General features: G+C 63.5%; 19 protein-coding genes. 14 read left to right on the forward strand and 5 right to left on the reverse strand.

Features of this window, described 5'->3' with window-relative positions; translation table 11 throughout:
• Together NKH89_RS20575 and NKH89_RS20580 are read left to right on the forward strand one after the other, a co-directional pair.
• Positions 1-1023 carry an FAD binding domain-containing protein gene (locus NKH89_RS20575; RefSeq protein ID WP_352481425.1) on the forward strand — a complete coding sequence of 341 codons (1023 nt, stop codon included), beginning with the start codon at positions 1-3 and terminating at the stop codon, positions 1021-1023.
• Positions 1024-1026: 3 nt separating this feature from the next.
• Entirely contained in the window at positions 1027-3306 is a 2280-nt protein-coding gene (locus NKH89_RS20580; RefSeq protein WP_352481426.1) for a xanthine dehydrogenase family protein molybdopterin-binding subunit, read from the forward strand.
• 46 nt (positions 3307-3352) lie between these two features.
• Here the strand turns inward: NKH89_RS20580 and NKH89_RS20585 are convergent, their stop codons facing one another.
• Both NKH89_RS20585 and NKH89_RS20590 read right to left on the reverse strand, forming a co-directional pair.
• On the reverse strand, positions 3353-5068 hold the full coding sequence (locus tag NKH89_RS20585) for an HAD family hydrolase (protein WP_352481427.1): 1716 nt from the start codon (positions 5066-5068) through the stop codon (positions 3353-3355).
• A gap of 4 nt (positions 5069-5072) precedes the next feature.
• On the reverse strand, positions 5073-6044 hold the full coding sequence (locus tag NKH89_RS20590) for an SDR family oxidoreductase (RefSeq protein ID WP_352481428.1): 972 nt from the start codon (positions 6042-6044) through the stop codon (positions 5073-5075).
• Between the two features lie 546 nt (positions 6045-6590).
• On the opposite strand from NKH89_RS20590, the gene NKH89_RS20595 reads away from it, so the two are divergent.
• From NKH89_RS20595 to NKH89_RS20650, 11 genes are all read left to right on the forward strand, one after another.
• On the forward strand, positions 6591-7247 hold the full coding sequence (locus NKH89_RS20595) for a cytochrome c3 family protein (protein ID WP_023720534.1): 657 nt from the start codon (positions 6591-6593) through the stop codon (positions 7245-7247).
• Positions 7231-10197, forward strand: a complete 2967-nt coding sequence (locus NKH89_RS20600) for a TAT-variant-translocated molybdopterin oxidoreductase (protein WP_352909686.1) — start codon at positions 7231-7233, stop codon at positions 10195-10197. The genes NKH89_RS20595 and NKH89_RS20600 overlap by 17 nt, the downstream gene beginning before the upstream one ends.
• On the forward strand, positions 10190-11557 hold the full coding sequence (gene nrfD / locus NKH89_RS20605) for an NrfD/PsrC family molybdoenzyme membrane anchor subunit (protein WP_352909688.1): 1368 nt from the start codon (positions 10190-10192) through the stop codon (positions 11555-11557). The genes NKH89_RS20600 and nrfD overlap by 8 nt, the downstream gene beginning before the upstream one ends.
• On the forward strand, positions 11554-12081 hold the full coding sequence (locus tag NKH89_RS20610) for a DUF3341 domain-containing protein (protein ID WP_352909691.1): 528 nt from the start codon (positions 11554-11556) through the stop codon (positions 12079-12081). Before nrfD ends, NKH89_RS20610 begins: the two co-directional genes overlap by 4 nt.
• 531 nt (positions 12082-12612) lie before the next feature.
• Positions 12613-13749 (forward strand): hypothetical protein, encoded by a 1137-nt coding sequence (locus NKH89_RS20620; protein WP_352909693.1) that lies wholly within the window; start codon positions 12613-12615, stop codon positions 13747-13749.
• Positions 13742-14194 carry a hypothetical protein gene (locus tag NKH89_RS20625; RefSeq protein WP_023720528.1) on the forward strand — a complete coding sequence of 151 codons (453 nt, stop codon included), beginning with the start codon at positions 13742-13744 and terminating at the stop codon, positions 14192-14194. Before NKH89_RS20620 ends, NKH89_RS20625 begins: the two co-directional genes overlap by 8 nt.
• A complete protein-coding gene (locus tag NKH89_RS20630; protein ID WP_352856082.1) occupies positions 14191-14943 on the forward strand; it encodes an SCO family protein in 753 nt (250 codons plus the stop codon). Before NKH89_RS20625 ends, NKH89_RS20630 begins: the two co-directional genes overlap by 4 nt.
• Positions 14940-15911 (forward strand): cytochrome c oxidase subunit II, encoded by a 972-nt coding sequence (coxB, locus tag NKH89_RS20635; RefSeq protein WP_352909696.1) that lies wholly within the window; start codon positions 14940-14942, stop codon positions 15909-15911. Before NKH89_RS20630 ends, coxB begins: the two co-directional genes overlap by 4 nt.
• The gene (gene ctaD, locus NKH89_RS20640; protein WP_352481434.1) at positions 15908-17545 is read left to right on the forward strand and encodes a cytochrome c oxidase subunit I; all 1638 of its coding nucleotides are present in this window, start codon (positions 15908-15910) and stop codon (positions 17543-17545) included. The genes coxB and ctaD overlap by 4 nt, the downstream gene beginning before the upstream one ends.
• Positions 17542-18180: a cytochrome c oxidase subunit 3 gene (locus tag NKH89_RS20645; RefSeq protein ID WP_352846802.1), complete on the forward strand. Its 639-nt coding sequence runs from the start codon at positions 17542-17544 to the stop codon at positions 18178-18180. Before ctaD ends, NKH89_RS20645 begins: the two co-directional genes overlap by 4 nt.
• Positions 18177-18431 (forward strand): cytochrome C oxidase subunit IV family protein, encoded by a 255-nt coding sequence (locus NKH89_RS20650; protein WP_352481436.1) that lies wholly within the window; start codon positions 18177-18179, stop codon positions 18429-18431. The genes NKH89_RS20645 and NKH89_RS20650 overlap by 4 nt, the downstream gene beginning before the upstream one ends.
• 20 nt (positions 18432-18451) lie before the next feature.
• Here the strand turns inward: NKH89_RS20650 and NKH89_RS20655 are convergent, their stop codons facing one another.
• From NKH89_RS20655 to NKH89_RS20665, 3 genes are all read right to left on the reverse strand, one after another.
• Positions 18452-18769: a hypothetical protein gene (locus NKH89_RS20655; protein ID WP_352909701.1), complete on the reverse strand. Its 318-nt coding sequence runs from the start codon at positions 18767-18769 to the stop codon at positions 18452-18454.
• Positions 18770-19241: 472 nt separating this feature from the next.
• Positions 19242-20642 (reverse strand): phospholipase D family protein, encoded by a 1401-nt coding sequence (locus NKH89_RS20660; protein ID WP_352909704.1) that lies wholly within the window; start codon positions 20640-20642, stop codon positions 19242-19244.
• Positions 20643-20705: 63 nt separating this feature from the next.
• Complete coding sequence (locus tag NKH89_RS20665; protein ID WP_023677076.1) at positions 20706-21521, reverse strand: endonuclease/exonuclease/phosphatase family protein; 816 nt, start codon at positions 21519-21521, stop codon at positions 20706-20708.
• Positions 21522-21702: 181 nt separating this feature from the next.
• Between NKH89_RS20665 and NKH89_RS20670 the strand changes: the two genes are divergently transcribed.
• Complete coding sequence (locus NKH89_RS20670; protein ID WP_352473066.1) at positions 21703-22113, forward strand: DUF427 domain-containing protein; 411 nt, start codon at positions 21703-21705, stop codon at positions 22111-22113.
• Positions 22114-22131 lie beyond the last annotated feature (18 nt).

Genomic DNA, 22131 nt, shown 5'->3' on the forward strand with positions numbered 1-22131 from the left:
ATGCGCCCCTTCGTTTACGAGAGACCGGCCAGCGTGTCCGCGGCGGCCGCCATTGCTTCCCGTTTTGCCGCAGAGGGTGTTCCGCCGACCGAGGCCGCCGCGCAATTCATCGCCGGCGGCACCAATCTGGCCGACTACATGAAGCTTGGCGTGGCCCGGCCGGAACGGCTGGTCGATCTCAATGGTCTCGGTGACAGGGCCCTGCGGCAGATCGAGGTCGGCGACGACAGCATCCGCTTCGGCGCGCTGGTCCGCATGGGCGAGGCTGCTGACACAGGCGAGATCAAGCGCCTTTGCCCGATGCTTGCCGAAAGCCTGAAGTTCGCCGCCAGCGGCCAGATCCGCAACATGGCGAGCCTGGCCGGCAATGTGTTGCAGCGGACGCGGTGCGAGTATTTTCGCGAGACCTCCTGGCCATGCAACAAGCGCGAGCCGGGCTCCGGCTGCGCGGCCATGGAAGGCTTCAACCGGCAACATGCGGTCCTTGGCACCAGCAACGCCTGCATCGCCACCTACCACGGCGATTTCGCCCAAGCGCTGATCGCGCTCGGCGCGACGGTCGAGGTGGAGGCAAGGCGCGGTATGCGCAAGATAGCGTTTTCGAGGCTACATCGCCTGCCGGGAGATACGCCCAACGTTGAGACCGAACTGGCCTCCGACGAGGTGATCACGGCCATCGAGGTGCCGCTTGGCGCCTGGAGCCGCCGCTCACGCTACCTGAAGATCCGCGACCGCGAGTCCTATGCGTTCGCGCTGGCCTCGGCGGCCGTGGCTCTGGATATGGACGGCGACACCGTCAGCCAGGCGCGCATTGCGCTTGGCGGCGTGGCAACCGTGCCATGGCGGGCCAAGGCGGCCGAGGAAGCACTGAGCGGCAAGGCACTCGACGATGAGGCGGCCGAAGCTGCCGCCGAAGCCGCGTTCGCCGAGGCGAAACCGCGCGAACACAATGCGTTCAAGATACCGCTCGGCAAGCGCACGCTTGTGCGGGCACTGCTCGAAACGCGCGACATGAAGGTCTGACCCATGAACCAAGCTGCTCCCGCGCCGAAAGAGAACATGGGAAATCCCGTTCCGCGCATCGATGCCCGCCTGAAGGTCACCGGACAGGCCGGCTATTCGGCTGATCTTCCAACCGCCAATATGGCCTATGGCGCACTTGCTACCAGCAGCATCGCCAAGGGCAGCATCACCGCCGTCCGGCTCGAAAGGGCGCGTAAGGTGCCCGGCGTTCTCGATATCGTCAGCGTCGGCGACATGGACGGCATCGACAAGCCGAAATTCGGCAACACCGGTGCAAGTTCGATCGCGCCGCTGCATGACAAGGCCATTTTCCACGACGGCCAGATCATCGCGCTGGTGGTGGCTGAAACATTCGAGGCGGCCGAGGAAGCCGCGGCGCTGATCCGCGCCGACTACGCCGAAGAGACGCCCAGCGCCGGCTTCGATTCCAGGGGAACGGAGATGGAGCCGGCCGCCGGCAAGAGTCCGTTGTTCAAGGAGGACGTCAAAGCCGGCGACTTCGATGCTGCCTATGCCGCAGCCGCAGTGAAGATCGACGAGAAATATTCGACGCCGACCCAGCACCACAACCCGATCGAGCTGTTCTCGACGACGGCGGTCTGGCAGGGCGATCAGCTCACGGTCTATGAACCGAGCCAGAACGTCACCGGCTGGAAGGCCGAGCTCGCCCGGCAGTTGAAGATCGATCCGGCCAATGTGCGGATCGTCAGTCCCTATGTCGGCGGCGCCTTCGGCTCCAAGGGGCCGATGACGGCCCGCACGGCGATCGTTGCCGTTGCGGCCCGCCGCGTCGGCCGGCCGGTGCGCTGCGTCGTCAGCCGCATTCAGGCGTACGGCACGCAGACCTACAGGGCGGAGACCCGGCACCGCATCCGCATCGGCGCAAACCAGGACGGCCGCATCACCGCCTTTGCACACGAAGGCTGGGAAGTCACGTCGCGGCCCGATCCCTATGTCGTCGGTGGCACTTCGGCCACCGGACGCATGTACGATTACGGCTCGGTGCTGACCCACGTCTCGCTGGTGCATGCCGACCGCAATACGCCTGGCTACATGCGTTCGCCGCCGGAGACGCCCTATGTCTATGCGCTGGAAAATGCCATGGACGAGATGGCGGTGGCGCTCGGCATGGACCCGGTCGAGTTCCGCCGCGTCAACGAGCCGCAGAAGGAGCCGATCGGCGGCAAGCCCTTCTCCAGCCGCTCGCTCGTGAAATGCTACGACCAGGCCGCCGAGGCCTTCGGCTGGTCCAAGCGCGAGGCCGCGGTTGGCTCGATGCGTGACGGCGACTGGCTGGTCGGCATGGGCTGCGCCACCGCAATCTATCCGACGGCGGCTGCGCCATGCGCCGCCCGCGTCCGCCTGACCACTGACGGCGAGGTTCGCGTCCAATGCGGCTCGCATGAGATCGGCACCGGCGTGCGCACGGTGGCAGCGCAGATGGCAGCCGAACGGCTCGGGATAGAAATGGACAAGATCAGCGTCGAAATGGGCGACAGCGCCTTGCCGCCGGCACCGGTGTCCGGCGGGTCGATTTCGACGGCAAGCGTGTGCTCGGCGGTGCTGAAGGCCTGCGATGCCGTCCGCGCAAAGCTCTTCGCCGCGGCCGTCGCCGAAGCCGGGCCGCTGGCCGGGTCCGGCAACGCCAAGCTTGAAATGAGCCAAGAGAAAATCGTCGCGGACAACGGCAAATCGGCCAAGCTGTCGGATGTTTTCAAGACGATGCAGATCGGTGCGATCGAGGAATATGCCGAATTCGCGCCAAAGGGATCGTCACCGGAGGCGCTGAAGAAGCTCTATGCCGGGCAATCGGAGTTCCACGGCGGCGACCAGGACAAGGATTCGGTGAAATACGCCTTTGGCGCGGAATTCGTCGAGGTGCGCATCAACAGCCATACGCGCGAGATCCGCGTCCCGCGCATCGTCGGCGCCTTTGCCGCGGGGCGCATCATGAACACCCGCACCGCGCGCAGCCAGCTGATGGGCGGTATGATCTGGGGCATCGGCCAAGCCTTGCACGAGGCGACGGAAATCGACAAGCGTTATGCGCGCTACGTCAATCGCGACCTGCAGGACTATCTCGTGCCGGTCAACGCCGACGTGAAGCAGATGGAAGTGATACTGGTTCCGGAGATCGACCACGAGGTGAACCCGGCCGGCGTCAAGGGTTTGGGCGAACTCGGCAATGTCGGGACCGCGGCGGCGGTCGCGAGCGCGGTCTACCACGCCACCGGCAAGCGCATTCGCGACCTGCCGATCAGGATCGATCACCTGATCGTCTGACCTCTCCAACTCAGCCGGCTTCGGACCGGCCAGGCGCAGTTTGCATCTATTCCTTCGGCGCGGTGGCGGGCGCGGTATAGCGGCGGCGCACTGCGTCCAGGACGTGGTTGCGGCTCTCCTGCGCCGAAAGTGTGTCGTCTTTCTCCGCTTCGGCGGTTTCGCGCGCCAGCTCCTTATCCCTGATCTGGTGGCGAAACCATTTGGAATAGTCGCCGGCGCGCAAATGATGTTCCCAAGTCTTGTCGTCAATGCCCTCGGCGATCTGGGCGAAAATCATCAGATTATGGGCGCGCAGGTTCATCGCATGGTCGGGGCCGCGGAAATAGAAGCTGCCCTTCTCGTCGAGCTGGCCCTCGGCATATTTGCGGCTATGGCGCTTGAGCGACTGCCGCGGCTCGATCGGCTCGACCGTGCAAGGTTTCTTGTGCGCCTGCGGCCGCCAGAACAACACGTGCTCGTCTTTTGGAGAGCTCAGATCCTTGTCCTTTGGCGGTTCGGTGCCGGTCTCGCGACAGAATGTCTTGACGACCTTTTTCGCCTTGGGGCCGAGTGCGATGACGGCGGTGACCAGCCGCAATGCTTCGGTTGAGATCGCATCCGGATGAACGGTGATCAGGATCGTGCCCGGCAATTCCATCGCCAGAACCATTGGCGTGTCGTCGCGCCGCTTCGGCAAGAGGTGATGCGCTTCGTCGATGATCAGCCAGTGTGGTCGCGCGGTGCGGAAGCGAACACCGCCAAGGCCCGGCAGCAGGTCGGCAAAGAAGTCCGGCCGCTCGTTGACGCGCAGCGCCAGGCCGTTGACGACCAGATTGTTGTCCGGCTTCTCCAGGAGATCGAGCAGTTGCGTCTTCGTCGGCGCATTCGAGCCGTCGCCCAGCCGGACGGCGCCCTCGAGGCCGTCATAGTCGCCTTCCGGATCGAAGATGCAGAACTGGAACTTTCTCTCGACAAAGCGCTCCGTCAGTGCGGTCGCCAAGGTCGATTTGCCGATGCCGGAGCTGCCGGCGATCAGCACCGTATCGGTTGGCGACAGATACACCTCCTTGCCATCGTCCGAGCCAAGCAGAATGCCGTCGCGGTTCGGCACAAGCTCGCGATCGCGCTCGACCACCTTGGCGATCAGTTCCTCGACGCCTTTTCCGCGCGCGCCTCGTGTCACGAGATCCGCCGTATCCTTGACTGCCGGCAGTGCGTTGTCGACGGCGACGCTGAAGCCGCAGGCGCGCAGGAAGGCGTGGTCGTTTTCGGCGTCGCCGACACCGACGACGTTGTGCGGCGACAATCTGAGGTCCTGAAGCGCGGCTGTCAGCCCGGTCGCCTTGTTGATGCCGCTGGGCAGGATCATCACCGCGCCCTTGTTGAAGATGATTTCCAGCTCCAGCCCCAATTTCTTGATGACCTCGAGCGCGACAGCCTGATGCGGTTCCCAGGTGGCGACGATGGAGCGTCCGACCGAAAGCGGTTTGACACCGCGTTTCCTGAGTTTGGCGATGAACTCGGGGGCGGGCGGCGGAGATATCGCCCGCTCTTCCTCGCTGGCCGGCGTGTAGATCAGCGCCCCGTTTTCCGCGACCACCTTGTCGAAGATCGCAACTTCGGGAAAGACGCGTTTCAGGTCGGGCAGCTCGCGCCCGGTGACGAGAATGAGCTTGCGGCCGCTCTTCTTGAAGCGTTGAAGCGCCGCAAGTGTCTTTTCGGCGACAATCCCTTCATGCGCCAGCGTGCCGTCGTAGTCGGTGGCCAAGGCTATGAAATACATGTCGTCAGTAGCCGCCGACGATTGGCAATATCTCGCCGGTGATGTAGCTCGAGCAGTGCGGCGAGGCGAGGAACACATACGCTGGCGCGATCTCTTCCGGTTGTGCCGGTCGTTTCATCGGTGTGTCGGCGCCAAATTTCGAAACATCGCCGGCTTCCTTGTCCGAGGGGTTGAGCGGCGTCCAAACCGGGCCTGGTGCCACGGCGTTGACCCTTATGCCCTTGTCGACAAGGTTGCCCGAGAGCGCGCGGGTGAAGGCATGAATGCCGCCCTTGGTCATGGAGTAATCGACCAGTTGCTTCGATCCCTCGATGCCGGTCACTGAACCGGTGTTGATGATCGCCGAACCGGGTTTCATGTGCGGAACGGCCTCCTGCGCCATGTGGAAATAGCCGTAGAGGTTGGTCTTCAGCGTGGTGTCGAAATGCTCCTCGGTCAGCTCGCTGAAATCGCTGGAATGGACCTGGAAAGCGGCGTTGTTGACCAGCACGTCGATCCGCCCAAACTGCTGCACGATCTCAGCCACCGCGTTGTGGCAGTGGCCGCGTTCGCTGACATCGGCCTTGATCAGGATGCATCGCCGACCTTCGGTTTCGACGGCCCTTTTGGTCTCTTCGGCGTCCTTGTCCTCCGACAGATAGACGATCGCCACATCGGCGCCTTCACGTGCATAGAGCACGGCCACCGCGCGGCCGATGCCTGAATCGCCGCCGGTAATGACGGCCACTTTGCCGTCGAGCTTTTTCGATCCGATATAAAATGGCGCATCGTAAAGCGGCGCCGGCTCGATCGCCCATTCATGCCCCGGCTTCGGCTGGTGCTGCTCGGGGAAGGGCGGCTCGGGATATTTGCGGGCACCGGCCTGCATGGCGCCTTTTGGCTTGCCCTTGGACTTGGACTTGTCCTTCTCGTCGATACGGCGCTGGATGTGCCGTTGCTTGGCGGCCTCGCCGGCGATTTCCGATTTCATCTGCATGGTCATCTCCCTGGCTTGAAACCCAACAACGCACGTCCGGCGAAAAGGTTTATGCGACCACTTCATTCCTTCAGCCCGGCGACCCGCTCCAGCAGCGGCCGTTGCAGCCGCGGTAGATGGCCGACGACGCTGAAGGCCGCGTTCCTGAAGCTTTGCATGATGCCATTGTCCGACCGGGCCATTGACAGGATGCGCTCGCTGAGGGTGATCCACCGTCGCCCTATCGGGTGGCGTTAGCTTGTGTAGCCGGCCAGCGTGCCTTCGACGAAACGCCTGGCGAATGATGCGGCGAGATTCATGCCGCGCGCGCCCAGCGGCGAATGGGATGGAGGTCGGGGATGGTCATGATGGTTGTCCGGGTGAAACGAAACGTGACCTCATCCGAACGCATGGAGTGTTCGATGGTTTCCGGTCAGCCGACCCGATGGGCCAGGGCGGGGTAACCATTCTGTGATCTCCGCTGCCCCGGCCGGAACTTACCCACGCAGCCGCAGTTAGGGGCTTTGGGGGGTGGATACGGTTGCTGGATGTGAAATCGGCGAGGGGATGCCGCAGGTCTTTTCAAGGAGCGCCAACGGCATTTCACGCTTCGCTCTGTGGGGCGCGTGTTTCATGGCCATCTTTGCGGCTCTCGGCGGTACCGCCATCCTGCGTTCGGACTTCGTCACCGGCGTTGGCCGGCCGTTGGCGCAACCAGTGCCGTTCAGCCACAGGCACCATGTCGGCGAGCTCGGCCTCGATTGCCGTTATTGCCATAGCGGCGTCGAGACTTCGTCATCGGCTGGTCTGCCGGCGACGGAGGTGTGCATGACCTGCCATTCGCAGCTCTTCACCAACGCGGACATGCTGGCGCCGGTACGGGCGAGCCTTGCCTCCGGGCAGCCATTGCAGTGGCAGCGGGTGAACAGTGTGCCCGACTTCGTCTATTTCAATCATTCGATCCATATCGCGAAAGGCGTCGCCTGCGAGACGTGCCATGGCGAGGTCGACGACATGCCGCTGATACGCCGGGCGCACGCGCTATCGATGGAATGGTGCCTGGGATGCCATCGCGATCCCGAGCCCAATTTGCGTCCGCCGCAGGACGTGTTCCTGATGCACTGGAAGCCGCCGGCCGGCATCGCCGAAATCCGCCGGTCGCTCATCAGCCTTCTCGATATCCACCCCGAGACCATGACCGACTGTTATGTCTGCCACCGCTGACAAGCCGATTGCGGCTCCAGACATGGCCGGCCTGCGCGAACGGCTTTCGCCTGGTCCGGAGCTGTGGCGGAGCCTCGACGAACTCGCCGATACACCGGAATTCCGCCGCTTCGTCGATGCCGAATTTCCTTCGATCGCCGAGCGCATCCCGGCGCGGCTCGACCGGCGCACGCTGCTGAAGCTGATGGGTGCATCGCTGTCGCTGGCCGGGCTTGCCGCCTGCAGCCGGGCCGAAGACATCCTGCCTTATATCCGCCAGCCGGAAAACATCGTTCCCGGCCGGCCGCTTTATTACGCGACCACGCTGTCGAGCGACGGCTACGGCATCGGTGCGGTGGTCGAAAGCCATGAGGGCCGGCCGACCAAGGTGGAAGGCAATCCCGACCATCCGGCCTCGCGCGGCGCGACGGACGCTGTCATGCAGGCGGCGGTGCTGTCGCTGTTCGACCCCGATCGCTCGCGCATGCCGCTGAAGCATGGCGAACCCGCAGCCTATGACGACTTCCTTGCCGACATGGCCGAGCTCACCTCGCGGCTCGCTGGAGCTGGCACGGCGCTGCTGATCGAAGCAACGACCTCGCCCACCATGAAGGCGCAGCTCGAGGCGCTGCGCGCGCGCTATCCCAGGCTGAGGCTGTTCCGGCACGATCCCCTGGCGACGCCGTCCGGCACCGAAGCCACACAGATCCTGTTCGGCAGGGCGCTTGCACCGGTCTGCCGGTTTGATCGCGCCGACGTGATTTTCAGTCTCGACGCGGATTTCCTGGGCGAAGGCCCCGGTCGTCTCGCCTACGCCCGTGATTTCGCTGCAAGACGCCGCGTGCGCCGGGCGGACGATACGATGAGCCGGCTCTATGCGGTGGAGTCGACGCCGACGATCACCGGCGCTGCCGCCGATCATCGCCGGCCGGTGCGGCCGAGCGAGGTCGAAACCGTCGCAGCGGCGCTGAGCGCCGTGCTTGGCGGCGAAGCGGCGCCAAGCGCCTTGGCATTGGACCCGACCTGGCTGGCTGCCGCCGCGAACGACCTGAAGGCGGCCGGCCGCTCGGCGCTGATCGTGCCGGGCGCCCATCAAACGCCGTTCGTCCATGCCGCCGCTCTTGCCATGAATGCGCGGCTTGGTGCGCTTGGCAACACCGTGGAACTGATCGAGCCGCCCGACGCGATGCCCATCGAGGGCGACCTCGCGGCACTTTGCCAGGCGATCGCCGCGCGGGACATCGACACCGTTGTCATACTTGGCGCCAATCCTCTCCACACTGCGCCTGCGGGACTTGATGTCCACGACGTGTTTTCGCAGCTGAAGCTTCTTGTCCACGGGGGTCTCCACCGCGACGAAACCGCCTTCGTCGCACACTGGCATATCCCTGCTGCGCATGATCTCGAGAGCTGGAGTGACCTGCGCGCCCATGACGGAACCGCGTCGATCGTGCAGCCGCTGATCAGGCCGCTTTACCGGGGGCGGACCGTGCATGAACTCCTCGCCGTGCTTGGCGGTGAATTAGCTGTTTCTGCGCTGCAGCTCGTCCGCCGGACCTGGGCGCAGACACTGGACGATCCTGCGTGGCGAAAGGCGCTTCGCGACGGCTTTGTGTCCGGCAGTGCCAGCATTCCAGCCGATGTCGCGATGCCCCCGGATTTGCGCGGCCTGAAGCCGCGCATCGAAGCGGCAAAAGGCGTCGAAATCCGTTTCGTTGCCGATCCCTGGCTGCGCGATGGACGCAATGCCAATTCGTCCTGGCTGCAGGAGCTGCCGCGGCCGCTGAGCAAGATCGTCTGGGGCAACGCAGCCCTGATGTCGCCGGCGACATCAGGACGGCTTCAGGTGGAAAACGGCCGGGTCGTCAACATCGCCTCGAACGGCATGGACATCGATGCGCCGGTCTGGATCATGCCTGGCCATCCCGACGACACCGTGACGCTTGCTCTGGGTTTCGGCCGGAAGCTCGGTTCGGTGGCAGCACTCGCTGACGGCCACGACGCGTACAGGCTGCGAAGCCCTGAGGCTCCCTGGATCGTCTATGGCGCCATGATCACGCCGCGCGACAGCAGCGCACGGGTCATCACCACACAACACCACCAGGCGATGGAGGGCAGGGCGATCGTTCGCCATGCCTCGCTCGATGCCTTTCGCAAAGATCCGCACTTCGTGCGCGACGGCGTGCCGCCGACGCCAAGCGAGTCGCTCTATCCTGACTGGCAATACAGCCAGGAAGCCTGGGCCATGTCGATCGATCAGTCGGCATGCATCGGCTGCATGGCCTGTGTTTCTGCCTGCCAGGCGGAAAACAACATCGCCACCGTCGGGCCGGACGAGTCGGCACTCGGCCATGAAATGCATTGGCTGCGGATCGACCGCTACTATTCCGGCCCGCTCGACGATCTCGACGTCTTTTTCCAGCCCGTGCCTTGCATGCATTGCGAGAAGGCGCCGTGCGAGGTCGTCTGTCCGGTCAACGCCACCACCCACACCCATGACGGGCTCAACGCGCAGGTCTATAACCGTTGCATTGGCACGCGCTACTGCTCGCAGAACTGCCCCTACAAGGTGCGGCGCTTCAACTTCCTGGACTTCCAGGAATTCGACAAGGATGCCGCGGGACCTGAACAGGCCGTGCACAATCCAGACGTCAGCGTCCGTTCGCGCGGCGTGATGGAGAAATGCACCTACTGCGTCCAGCGCATTTCCGAAAAGCGCATCAAGGCTCAGATCGAAAACCGCGCCATCGCCGACGGCGAGGTGGTGACCGCCTGCCAGCAGGCCTGCCCGACGCAGGCGATCGTCTTCGGCGATCTCAACAGCAAGGGCGCCAGGGTGGCGCAGGAAAAAGCGGCACCGCATCACTACGCCTTGCTCGAGGAGCTGAATACGCGACCGCGCACCACCTATCTCGGCAAGATCATAAATATCAATGGCCGTCTCTCGTCAGGCGGGAAAGCCGATGGCTGAGGCTTTTGCTGCAAAACCGGGCGCATTGCCCGTTCTGCATGGCAGGCACGACCTTCCGGAGATCAGCGGCCGTATCAGTGCGATCGTCCTCGACGGCAGGCTGCCGCGCTATTTCTGGGCAGCTTTTTTTTCCTGCTTCGTCTTCGTCCTCATCTTCCTCTATTCGATCACCTATCTGATCTCGGTCGGCGTTGGCGCCTACGGCATCAACGTCCCCGTCGTCTGGGGCACGATGATCGGCAATTTCGTCTGGTGGATCGGCATCGGCCATGCCGGCACGCTGATCTCGGCCGTGCTCCTGCTTCTGCGCCAGCCATGGCGCGCCACGATCAATCGCTTTGCCGAGGCGATGACGCTGTTTGCCGTTGCAATGGCCGGGCTTTTCCCGATCCTGCATCTCGGCCGCCCGTGGTTCTTCTACTGGTTGCTGCCGCTGCCCAACACCCATATGCACTGGCCGCAATGGCGCAGCCCGCTGGTCTGGGATTTCGCGGCGATCGCCACTTATGCCAGCGTTTCGCTGATGTTCTGGTATATGGGCCTGCTGCCCGATCTCGCCGTCCTGCGCGACCGAGCGAAATCGCGCCCGGCGCAGCTGTTCTACGGCATACTGGCAATCGGCTGGCGCGGTTCGGCCTTTCATTGGGCGCGCTATCAGACGGTCTATTTCCTGATGGCGGCACTGGCCACGCCGCTGGTCGTCTCGGTGCATTCGATCGTCTCGCTCGACTTCACCTTCGCCATCACGCCGGGCTTCCACTCGACGATCTTTCCTCCCTATTTCGTTGCCGGAGCGCTGCTGTCCGGCTTCGCCATGGTGCTCACCATCGCCATCCCGCTGCGCTGGGCGTTTTCGGTCCAGGATCTGATCACGCTGCGGCACATGGACAATGCCGCCAAGCTGATGATCGCCGCCGGCATGATCGTCATCTATGGCTACGCGTCCGAGGCCTTCTTCGCCTGGTATTCGGGCGAGATCTACGAGCGCACGATGATGTGGCAGCGCGCCTTCGGACCTTATGCGCCGCTGTTCTGGGCCATGCTCGCCTGCAACGGCGCAGTTTTGCAATTGCTCTGGTTCCGACGGGTGCGCCTCAACATGCCGGGGCTGTTCGCCATTGCACTCATCATCAACGTCGGCATGTGGATCGAGCGCTATGTCATCGTCGTCACCGGGCCAAGCCGCGATTACCTGCCGTCGTCCTGGGGCGAGCAGTCATTGAGGTGGCTCGACTTCGGCATCCTGTTCGGCTCGATCGGCACCTTCTTCGCATTGGTCTTCCTGTTCATCCGCATCCTGCCGGCCATCACCATCTTCGAGGTCGAGAAGCTGGCCGGGGAGAGGGGCGGCACAGGATGAGCCTTTACGGCGTCATCGCGGCTTTCGCCGATCCGGAAGCGCTGACCGAGGCGGTCCGCACCATGCGGGCGCGTGGCTACCGGCGCATGGACGCGTTCTCGCCATTCCATGTGCGTGGGTTGGCCGAGACGCTCGGCATGCGCAAAACGCGCTTGCCGTGGGCCATCCTTGGCGGCGCCATCGCTGGCGCGGTGTTTGTCTACGGGCTGATCCTCTATTCGGTCGAGATCGACTATCCGCTCAATGTCGGCGGCCGGCCGCTGCATTCCTGGCCGGCCTTTCTCGTCATTGCCTTCGAGGCGGCGATACTTGGCGCCGCGCTGGCCGCATTCTTCGGCGGGCTGGCCGCCAATCGCCTGCCCGAATATTACCACCCGGTCTTCAATGCCACGAGCTTCACCTACGCGCGCGGCGGCAAGTTCTACCTGCTCGTCGAAGCCGCCGATCCGAAGTTCCGCAAGGGCGTGACCAAGGGCCAGCTGACCCGGCTTGGCGCCGAAACCGTCGAGGAGGTGGAGGCGTGAACATGCGCACGAGTCTGCTGGCGGCAGCCTTGCTGCTCGCCGGCTGCCGGCAGGACATGGAGGACCAGCCGCGCTACGATCCGCTCGAAAAGAGCAACCAGTTCGCCAACGGCATGTCGGCGCGGGCGCCGGCCGAGGACACGGTCGCACGCGATGCCGATCTTTCGCCGGTGCCGGACACGTTTCCCTATCCGGTCACCATGACGCTGCTGCGGCGAGGCCGGCAGCGCTTCGACATCTTCTGTTCGCCTTGCCACGGCCGCACCGGCGACGGCCACGGCATGGTCGTCGAGCGTGGCTTTCCAGCGCCGCCCACCTATCATCAGGACGCGCTGCGCAAGGCGAGTGACAGGCATTTCTATGAGGTCATCAGCTACGGCTATGGCGCCATGTTTTCCTACGCGGCGCGCGTCCGCCTGCCGACCGCTGGGCGATCGTCGCCTATATCCGCGCCCTGCAATATTCGCGCGAGGCGCCAATTGCCGAACTGCCGGAAAGCCTCCGCGCCGAGCTCAATGCGGAGCCAGATCGATGATGCGGCTTGCCACCGAACGTTTGATTTTGCCGGCGCTTGCCGTGGCCGCCGCCGGACTTGTGCTTTGCGCCGCGGGATTGGCCTTCGACCTCAGAGCCATGTTGGCCGGCTGGCTGCCTGCGGCGCTGTTCCTGCTCGGCCTGCCGCTCGGTGCGCTGACCATCCTGATGGTGCATGGGCTGACCGGTGGCCGCTGGGGCGAGGCAATCCGCCAGCCGCTACGCGGCTTGGTCACGACGCTGCCGCTGGCGCTGCTTCTGCTGCTGCCGGTTCTGCCCAGGCTCGACCTGGTCTTTCCCTGGGCGAGTGCCGACGCGGCTGCATTGCCCGAGACGGTGCGCCTGAAATTCTCTTATCTGAACGTTCCGTTCTTTTTGTTGCGCTTTGCCGCCTGCGCTGCGATCTGGCTGGTGCTGGCGTGGCGCGTGCTCGACTGGACAACGACCGATAGCGGCCGCGGCAGCGCCGGCCGCGGCAAGGCCTATGCCGCTGGATTGATTGCGCATGGGCTGACGGTGACGATCTTTGCCATCGACTGGATGCTCTCGCTCGAGCCGGAGTTCTCCTCGACGATCTATGCGCTGCTGGAAGCATCCGCCGAAGTCTTCGGCGCTTACGCTCTGGCAATGACGGTGCTGTGTGCGAACCGCTCGATCGAGGTCATGCCGGGCGGCGAGGAGGATGTCGCGCTGAGCGAGGATTTGGCCAACATGCTGTTCGGCTTCGTGCTGCTATGGGCCTACCTGTCGTTCATGCAATGGCTGGTGACCTGGGGCGGCGACCTGCCGAACGAGATCCGCTGGTACCTCATTCGCAGCAGCAATGGCTGGCAATATCTGCTCTGGCTGCTGATTGCGCTGCAATTCGCGATCCCCTTTGCCGGGTTGCTCAGCCGGGATCTAAAGCGCAGCCATGCCGGCCTTCTGTCGATCTGCGGCATCGTGCTGGCCGGCCATTATGTCGATGTCCTGTGGCGGATCAGACCGCCGCTTGCCGGTGGCGGTGTGACAGCGTTCTGGTGCGACCTTGCCGCGCTGGCAGGAGCCGGCGGCCTCTGGCTTGCGCTGCTGCTTTTCGTGCTTGGCCGGCCGGACGGTATCGGCTTCTGGCGCCGGGGGCCGGCGCATGGCTAGGGCGGCCCGCCATCCCGAAACGCGCGATATCTGGCCGGGCGCGCTGCTTGCCTTCGCGGCCGGCTTGCTGCTGTTCCTGGCGGCATCAGCCATCGTCCTCGGGCTCGTCTTCGACACCAGACCGTTGTGGCCGCTGCCGGGGCCATCGTCGGCCGGCAACCGAGCCAGTCCCGCCTTGCAGCGCTTTCCGGAAGACGACCTAGCCGCCTTCCGCAAGGCGGAGGAGCAGGCACTGAACAAAGTCGGCTGGGTCGACCGCACCGCCGGCATTGCTCGCATTCCGATCGAGGACGCCATGTGGGCGATCGTCAGCCACGGTTTGCCGAACTGGGGGCAGCCGCCGGCGGCCGCCGGCGCCGACTGCGGATTGGTCGAGGCCGAGATACCACGCGCGCCACAGGCCGCTCGCTGCCGGACCGCGCCAGGCCAGGGAGGCCGGCCGTGAAGGCTTGGCTAACCGCTTTTTCCCTCCTCGTGGTGCTGCCCGCCTCAGCCGTCGCACGCCCGGCCTTCGATCCCGAGATCGGCGCACAGCTCAGCCTCGACCGGGTGTTTCGTGATGCATCCGGCGTGCAGCGCACGATCGGCCAAACGCTTGCGGGCCGGCCGGCGCTGCTGATTTTCGGCTATGACAAATGCCCGAACCTTTGTGGTGTGACCCAACAGGCGGTCGCTTCGGATTTGAAAAAGACGTCGCTCGATCCCGAAACCTATCGCGCTTTGTTCGTCTCGATCGATGCCGCCGACGCGGCCGGTGATGCGAGCGATGCGCAAACCACCGTCGCCGCTGTGGCCGACGCGAGGAACCTGTCGGCATGGCGGTTCCTGACCAGTGCCGACGGCGCCGGTGCCGCCCTTGCGGCGGAGGCTGGCATCAGCTTCGACACACGCGCCAGGATCGACCAGTTCGCCCATCCGATCGCCGTCATCGCGCTGACGCCGAAAGGCCGGATAGCGCAGGTGCTGCCGGCGCTGAGCTTCACGCCGCGCGATCTTAAGCTTGCCCTTGTCGAGGCATCTTCCGGCAAGCTCGGCTCGATCGCCGATCATGCCTTCCTGCTCTGCGCCGGCTTCGATACCTCTAAGGGGCAATATACGCCGGCGATTTGGGCTGCCTTGAAGCTCGCCAGCATCGTGATGGTGGTGGGGTTGGCGACGGCCATACTGCAGCTGGCGCGCAGGAGGCGGGCGTGAGCTTCGGTATCCGGTTTTTCCCGCCGGAAGCCTCGTCGATCGCAAGCAGCATCGATGCGTTGTTCTATACATTGCTGGCCTTCGCGGCCGCGCTCGGCCTGTTCCTGACCGTTCTCGTGGTCGGCTACGCCGTCAAATATCGCGTCGGCTCCGCCGCCGACCGTACCGGGGCGCGTGCCCGCAGCCTGCCGCTGGAGATGACATGGAGCATTGCCAGCCTGGTGATGGCCTTCATCTTCTTCGGCTGGGGCGCAGTCCTGTTTGTGCGGCGCGACCATCCGCCGCCGGACGCTATCGAGATCGCCGGCCTCGGCAAGCAATGGATGTGGGAGTTCCGCCATTCCGGCGGCCAGCGTGAGATCAACGAGCTGCACGTGCCGGTCGGCAAGGCGGTGGTGGTGTCGCTGGCATCGCAGGACGTCATCCACTCCTTCTATGTGCCGGCCTTTCGGGTGAAGCAGGATGCGGTGCCGGGACGCACCACCAACGTCTGGTTCATTGCCACCGAACCGGGCCGCTACCATCTGTTCTGCGCCGAATATTGCGGCACCCAGCATTCCGAAATGGGCGGCTGGGTAACGGTGCTGGCTCCGGAGCAATATGCGTCGTGGCTGGGCAGCCAAGATGAAGGCGAAAGCCTCGCCGCGAGCGGCGGGAAACTGTTCCGCGCGCTCGGCTGCTCCGGCTGTCATGGCAATTCCAGTAAGGTGCGGGCGCCCGGCCTCGATGGGATTTTCGGCCGGCCGGTGGCGCTGGCGAACCGGCAGACGGTCATCGCCGACGAACGCTATCTGCGCGATTCGATCCTTGTCCCGAACAAGGAAATCGCCGCCGGCTACCAGCCGGTGATGCCGAGCTTCGACGGTCTGGTCGATGAAGCCGAGTTGCAGATGCTGATGGCCTATCTCAAGTCGCTTTCGTTCCAATTTCCCTCGCTCCCTGCGGCAAACAGCGAGGCGCGGCAATGAATCGCGATTTGGCGCCGGCAAACTATCTCAGTGAGGGTGCCTGGCCGCGCGCCTGGCTGCTGACAACCGACCACAAACGGGTAGCGTGGCTCTATCTCGTCTCGCTGACGGCCTTCTTCTTCCTCGGCGGTGCGTTTGCCGTGCTGATGCGCATCGAGCTTGCGACGCCGGCCGGCGACCTGGTCTCCGACGATGTCTACAACCGGCTGTTTTCGCTGCACGGCATCATCATGGTATGGTTCTTTCTGGTGCCGTCGATCCCGGCGACGCTCGGCAATTTCCTGTTGCCGCTGATGATCGGCGCGCGCGATCTTGCCTTTCCCCGCCTCAACCTGGCCAGCTGGTATGTCTTCATGTTCGGCAGCCTGTTCGCGCTCGCCTCGGTGCTTTTGGGCGGCGTCGACACCGGCTGGACCTTCTACACGCCGCTGTCGACGCTCTATGCCAACGGCTTTGTCTCGACCGCGGCATTTGGCGTTTTCATCGTCGGCTTTTCGACAATCATGACCGGCATCAATTTCATCGTCACCGTCCACACCTTGCGGGCGCCCGGCCTCACCTGGTTCCGGCTGCCGATCTTCGTCTGGACGCTGTACGCCACCAGCCTGGTGATGGTGCTGGCAACGCCGGTGCTCGCAGCATCGCTGATCCTCATCGTGCTGGAGCGCGTCTTCGGCATCGGCATCTTCAATCCCGACCTCGGCGGCGATCCGCTGTTGTTCCAGCATCTGTTCTGGTTCTACTCGCACCCCGCCGTCTACATCATGATCCTGCCGGGCATGGGGGTGGTCTCGGAAGTGCTGCCGTGCTTCAGCCGCCGGCCGCTGTTCGGCTACAAGGCCGTCGCCCTGGCTTCAATGGCGATCGCCGTCTTCGGCTTTCTCGTCTGGGGCCACCACATGTTCGTCAGCGGGCAGTCGGCCTATGCCGGCGTGGTGTTTTCGTTCCTGTCCTTCTGCGTCGCGATCCCATCGGCGATAAAGGTGTTCAACTGGAGCCTGACGCTGCGCAAGGGGGAAATCAGCTTCGAGACGCCGATGCTTTATGCCCTGTTCTTCCTGGCGCTATTCACTTTTGGCGGGCTGGCCGGCCTTTTCCTTGCCGCCCTCGCCGTCGACGTCCACGTTCACGACACCTATTTCGTCGTCGCCCATTTCCACTACATCATGGTCGGCGGCATGGTGACCGCCTACATGGCCGGGCTGCATTTCTGGTGGCCGAAGCTCACCGGCCGCATGTATTCGGAGATTTGGGGCCGTATAGCCGCGGCTGTGACCTTCATCGGCTTCAACCTGACCTTTTTTCCGCAATATGTGCTCGGCTTTTTGGGCATGCCGCGGCGCTACCATACCTATCCGCCGGAATTCGCTTTCTGGCACATCCTGTCGTCGGCAGGCGCCGTGGTGCTGGCGATCGGCTATCTGATGCCGCTCCTCTATTTGGCGTGGTCGCTGTTTCGAGGCGCGCGGGCGCCGGATAATCCATGGCGAGCCACCGGGCTCGAATGGCAAACAAGCTCGCCGCCTCCGGCGCATAATTTCGATCGCATGCCGACCGTCACCAGGCCAGCCTACGATTATCCGATGAAAGGCCTGACCGAGAAACGGTCGGACCCGGTGGAGGATCTGGTTTGAAGTCACCGACGACAAGCATCGCCTTCGACCGGCCGGCTCGCGAAACGGCAGCCGACAGCTTTGCCATGTGGGTGTTCATCGGCTCCGAGGCGGTGCTGTTCGGCGCCATCCTGCTCGTCTTCATGTTTGCCCGGTTGAGTTATGGCGACGCCTTCGCCGGCGCGGCGAAGCATCTGTCGCTGCCACTGGGCACGGCCAATACCGTCGTCCTGATCACCAGCAGTTTCGCCATGGCGCTCGCCCATATGTACACGGCCGCGCGGCGATGGCGCGCCGCCGGCCGGGCATTGGCTGCGACGGCGCTGCTCGGCGTCGTCTTCCTGGCGATCAAGGCGACGGAGTACGCCAGGGAATTCGGCGAAGGGCTGGCGCCGGTGCTCGGCGCGCCTTTCATCTATAAGGGCCCGGATCCTGTCCATGCCGAATTCTTCTTCGGCCTCTATTTCGCGATGACCTCACTGCATGCCTTGCATCTGATTTGCGGCGTAATCGTCATCGGCGGCATCCTCGCTCTGTGGCCGCGCACGATCGAGGCCAGCCGGTTCCGCCGCGTGCAGGCAATCGGCCTCTATTGGCATTTCGTCGATATCGTCTGGGTCTTCCTGTTCCCCGTCCTCTATCTGATCAACAGATGAGCGAGTTCCGCAAACTCACGCTTGCCTATGTCGGGCTTCTGGCCTTGCTGGCCCTGACTGTCGGCTCGTCCTTCCTGGCGCTTGGCGCCTTCAATTCGGCACTCAACCTGACGATCGCCGCGGCCAAGGCTGCCGTCATCGCCATCCTGTTCATGCATCTGGCCAGCGCCGGCGTCCTGCCGCGTCTTGCGGTCGCTGCTGCCGGGCTTTGGCTGATGATCCTGTTCGGGCTGACGCTGATCGGACAATAGGCCGAAGCGGCGCACCTCGTTCATACCCTTACAGCGGCTCCGGAACGGCTTTGCACGGACGGCTTTTGCTCGGCCGCGGGTATGGAAGCCCTTTGGCCATCGCCATTCAGATGCCGGGCCTCGTCCTCGGCTGCGTCTTCAAGCTTGGCGACGAGCAGATCCTTGAGGTCGCCAACCTCTTCCTCGATGTCTTCGATGGGTACGCCGGCGTCGGCCGCCTCTTCCTCGCATTCCCTGGCGAGGATTTCCGCCTCTCTTTCAAGCCTGATCGGAGGCGGCGGCACATGAACGTTTTCGTGAATCCAGTCCTGCAAGAATTCTATCGCACTATCACTCATGGGGCTCACCTGTAGCGGCAAACTGTAGTGCCATTAACGTACGTGCTGCAAAATGGATGCTTGGCAACGCCGGATTTCGAATAGCGATACTTGACAATAGCGTGATCGCCAACGAGCTAGAGCTTTGCAGCCAGGGAAATCATTTGGCGTCGCAGAAATGCGGCTAACCAGACAGTTGGAGCGGGATGTAATTTGAAGGCATCCCGCCCTAAGACGCGTTGCGCCGTCGCGCCGATGTTGCGCGATTCGGGTCGCCGGACGGCCGAACATCGTCATCTGCGGCAGATCGTGTCGGCCGCTCAGCGGCGCGGTCGGCGCGCATTTTGCGTTTATGCGCCATCCAGAACGGCAAGAGCTCGGCAAGAAAACTGTATATCGTGGTCTTCATCGGCATGCTCCGGACAACGGTTACAACTCGTGGTCCCGCATTTCCGTTCCGACAAAGAGTTCCGTTCCGACAAATCCGTCGCTTCTACAATTGCGATTCGATCGGCAGGCAGCCAACCAGCGCTGCAACGATGCGCCGATAGAGACTGGCCTCCGGTTCACGCGAATATTGACGCATCTCGCCATCCGCCATGCCGAGCCACCGCAAGGCCCCTTTGTCCAGGACCAGTTGATAGCTCGTCTGCGGCGACTTTTCGTGCTCGAACAGCCGGCGCAACTCCATCACCAGATTGGCATCGTGGAAAAGCACGCCCATTTCCGCATTCAACGACACCGAACGCGGATCGAAATTGAAGGAACCGACAAACCCCAGCGTGTCGTCGACCGTAAAGGCTTTGGTATGGAGGCTGGCTCCCTTTGAGCCGAAAACGGAGATGTTGGCCTGGCGGTTGAAGGGTTGCAATTCGAAAAGCTGGATACCTTTTTTAAGCAGCTTGCGGCGGTATCTGGCATAGGCGCCGTGCACGGCGGCGACGTCCGTCGCGGCGAGCGAGTTGGTGAGGATTGCAACCTCGGCGCCACGATCCACCAGCTTCGACAGGATGGCCAACCCGGTGCGGCTGGGGATGAAATAGGGCGAGACGATTTCGAGGCGCTGCCTGGTCGCCGCGATAGCGGGAAGCAGCTCTTTGGTCAGCCAGTTCCCGCGCCGCTTGCCGCGCACCTTTTCCGGCGGATCGGAAATGACGCGAACGCCTTTCGTCCAGCAGACGTCGCTGTGCGCTGCAATGAACTCCGTGATCGTGCGCCAGGCACTGAGGCTGTTCAAAAGCTGGCCGTCCGCGGTCGCATCGAGATTGTCGAGGAAATCGGCGCGCGAGCCCACCGCAGCCGGGTTGAGCAGCTGGATCGGCTTTGCCGCCTCGCAATTCCAGAACGCCTCGAAGATCTGCATCGTCTGCCCTACGGCAGGACCGAGAAGCAACAGGTCGAGATCACGGAAATTTGTCTCCGCGGCGTCGAAATAGGCATCGCCGATATTTCTTCCTCCGACGATGGCCAGGCTCCCGTCGGCGATCCAGGCCTTGTTGTGCATGCGGCGGGTCATCGCAAACAGCCGGGCGACCATCTCCAGCGAGCGAAAGATGCTGCCGTTCCTCATGCCGCTGGGGTTGAACAGCCTCAGCTCGATGTTCTTGTAGCTGTTGAGCGCCAGGTAAGCGGCGTCGCTGTTGCGCGGATTGATATCGTCCAGCAGCATGCGGACGCGGACACCGCGCTCCGCCGCCTTGACGACCTCCTGCATCAGCAGCCGGCCGCTATGGTCGTCGTGCCAGAGATAGTACATCAGGTCGAGGCTGCTGGTGGCACTGCGCGCGGCAAGGATTCGTGCGGCAAACGCGTCATAATTGTCGGCGATCAGCACCAGCCCGCTATTGCCGGCAGCGATCTTGTCCCGGGCAAACCGCGAAATGGCTGTATCCATAAAGTGCACCGACAAACATCAGCGAAGCAAACCGTCTGAAATCTGACTAACAACCCTTCAGGTTCATTCTGGTTGCAGTCGCGGCTGCCTTATCGCGTCAAGGTTCAGCCGGGCCTTGATGGGCAGATGGTCGGAGGCGCGCTGCGCCAGCGGCGTCTTGTGCACCTCGATGCTGGAAATCAGGTGCGGCGGCCTGGCCAGGATGCGGTCGAGCGCAAACAGCGGAAAGCGCGACGGAAAGCTCGGCAGAACCGCATCGATCGGACCGAAATGCGGCAGCAGGGCCAGCAGCGAAGACCTGTTGCGGACGCGCCATTCGTTGAGGTCGCCAAGCAGGATTGTTGGCCGCAGAACCGGGTGCGTGGCTTCGACAAGTGCGTTGGCTTGCTGCGAGCGCGAGCGCCGCAGCAAGCCGAAATGCGCGGCTATGATCCTGAGCGAGACGCCCTTCAGCTCCAGGTCCGCAATCACCGCGCCGCGCGGCTCGAGGCCGGGCAGCCGGATCTGGTTCACGCTTTCGACCACGCCGCGGCGTGCCAGGATCAGATTTCCATGCCAGCCATGGCTGCGGCGGTTTTCCGGGATGTGTGTGGGGACGAGATCGCTGTCGCGCTCGAGTGCTGCGAGATCCAGCAATCCCTGCCTGCTTCCGGTTCTTTCGTCGGCCTCCTGCAAAGCGATGATATCGGCGTCGAGTTCCTTGACCACGGCCGCGACCCGCTCCGGATCGAACCTGCCGTCGGTGCCGACGCATTTATGCACATTGTAGGATGCGACCGTAGTGCATGAAATTTCATTGCCGGGTGCCGCAAACCGCGGCACTTCCCTTCGCAGCGCAGCGCCAAGCGACCTTGGGAGGGTAGGCGATCGATCCAGCATGTGGTCCATTTGCTGTTGAGTCGGCGAGTGGCGGCCATTGCGATTATGGCGCGTGCGGAGGTCTGAAACAACGACGACCTTGCAAAACCGTTCCACCACCGGCCTCGGCGCGCCCGCGGTCTGGAACTCAGACGGGCAACAACACGTTTCGGGAAGGCAGCGCAGTCAACGGAGAAGTCGAATGCAGTCCTTAGCCGCAGATTCCGCCCCCCGCCCAGGCCCGCTCAGGATTGTCCCGTTTGATGGAACCGTGACCGTCCGGTTCTCCGATGCCATTATTGCGTCGAGCGAGCGGGCAAAGGTGCTCTATGAAGACGGCCATGATCCTGTTTTCTACATACCCTTCGAGGACATCTATTTCGACCTCTTGGAGAAGACGAACACGACGAGCCACGGCCCGCTGAAGGGCACGGCAAGCTATTGGCGTGTTCATGCGGTCGGTTCGTCGGCAGAAGACTTCATGTGGGCCTACGAGACGCCCGACACCCCGGCATTGGCGATCGCCCGCCATGGTGCGTTCGATCCCGGCAGGGCGCGGATCGACGCCGATCCCGCGGAAGACAAGCGGCACACGCCGCACGTCACCGAGTAGACCCACATCGGCGACAGC

Origin of the sequence: Mesorhizobium sp. M0923, assembly GCF_040319365.1 — a bacterium.
Classification (GTDB): domain Bacteria; phylum Pseudomonadota; class Alphaproteobacteria; order Rhizobiales; family Rhizobiaceae; genus Mesorhizobium.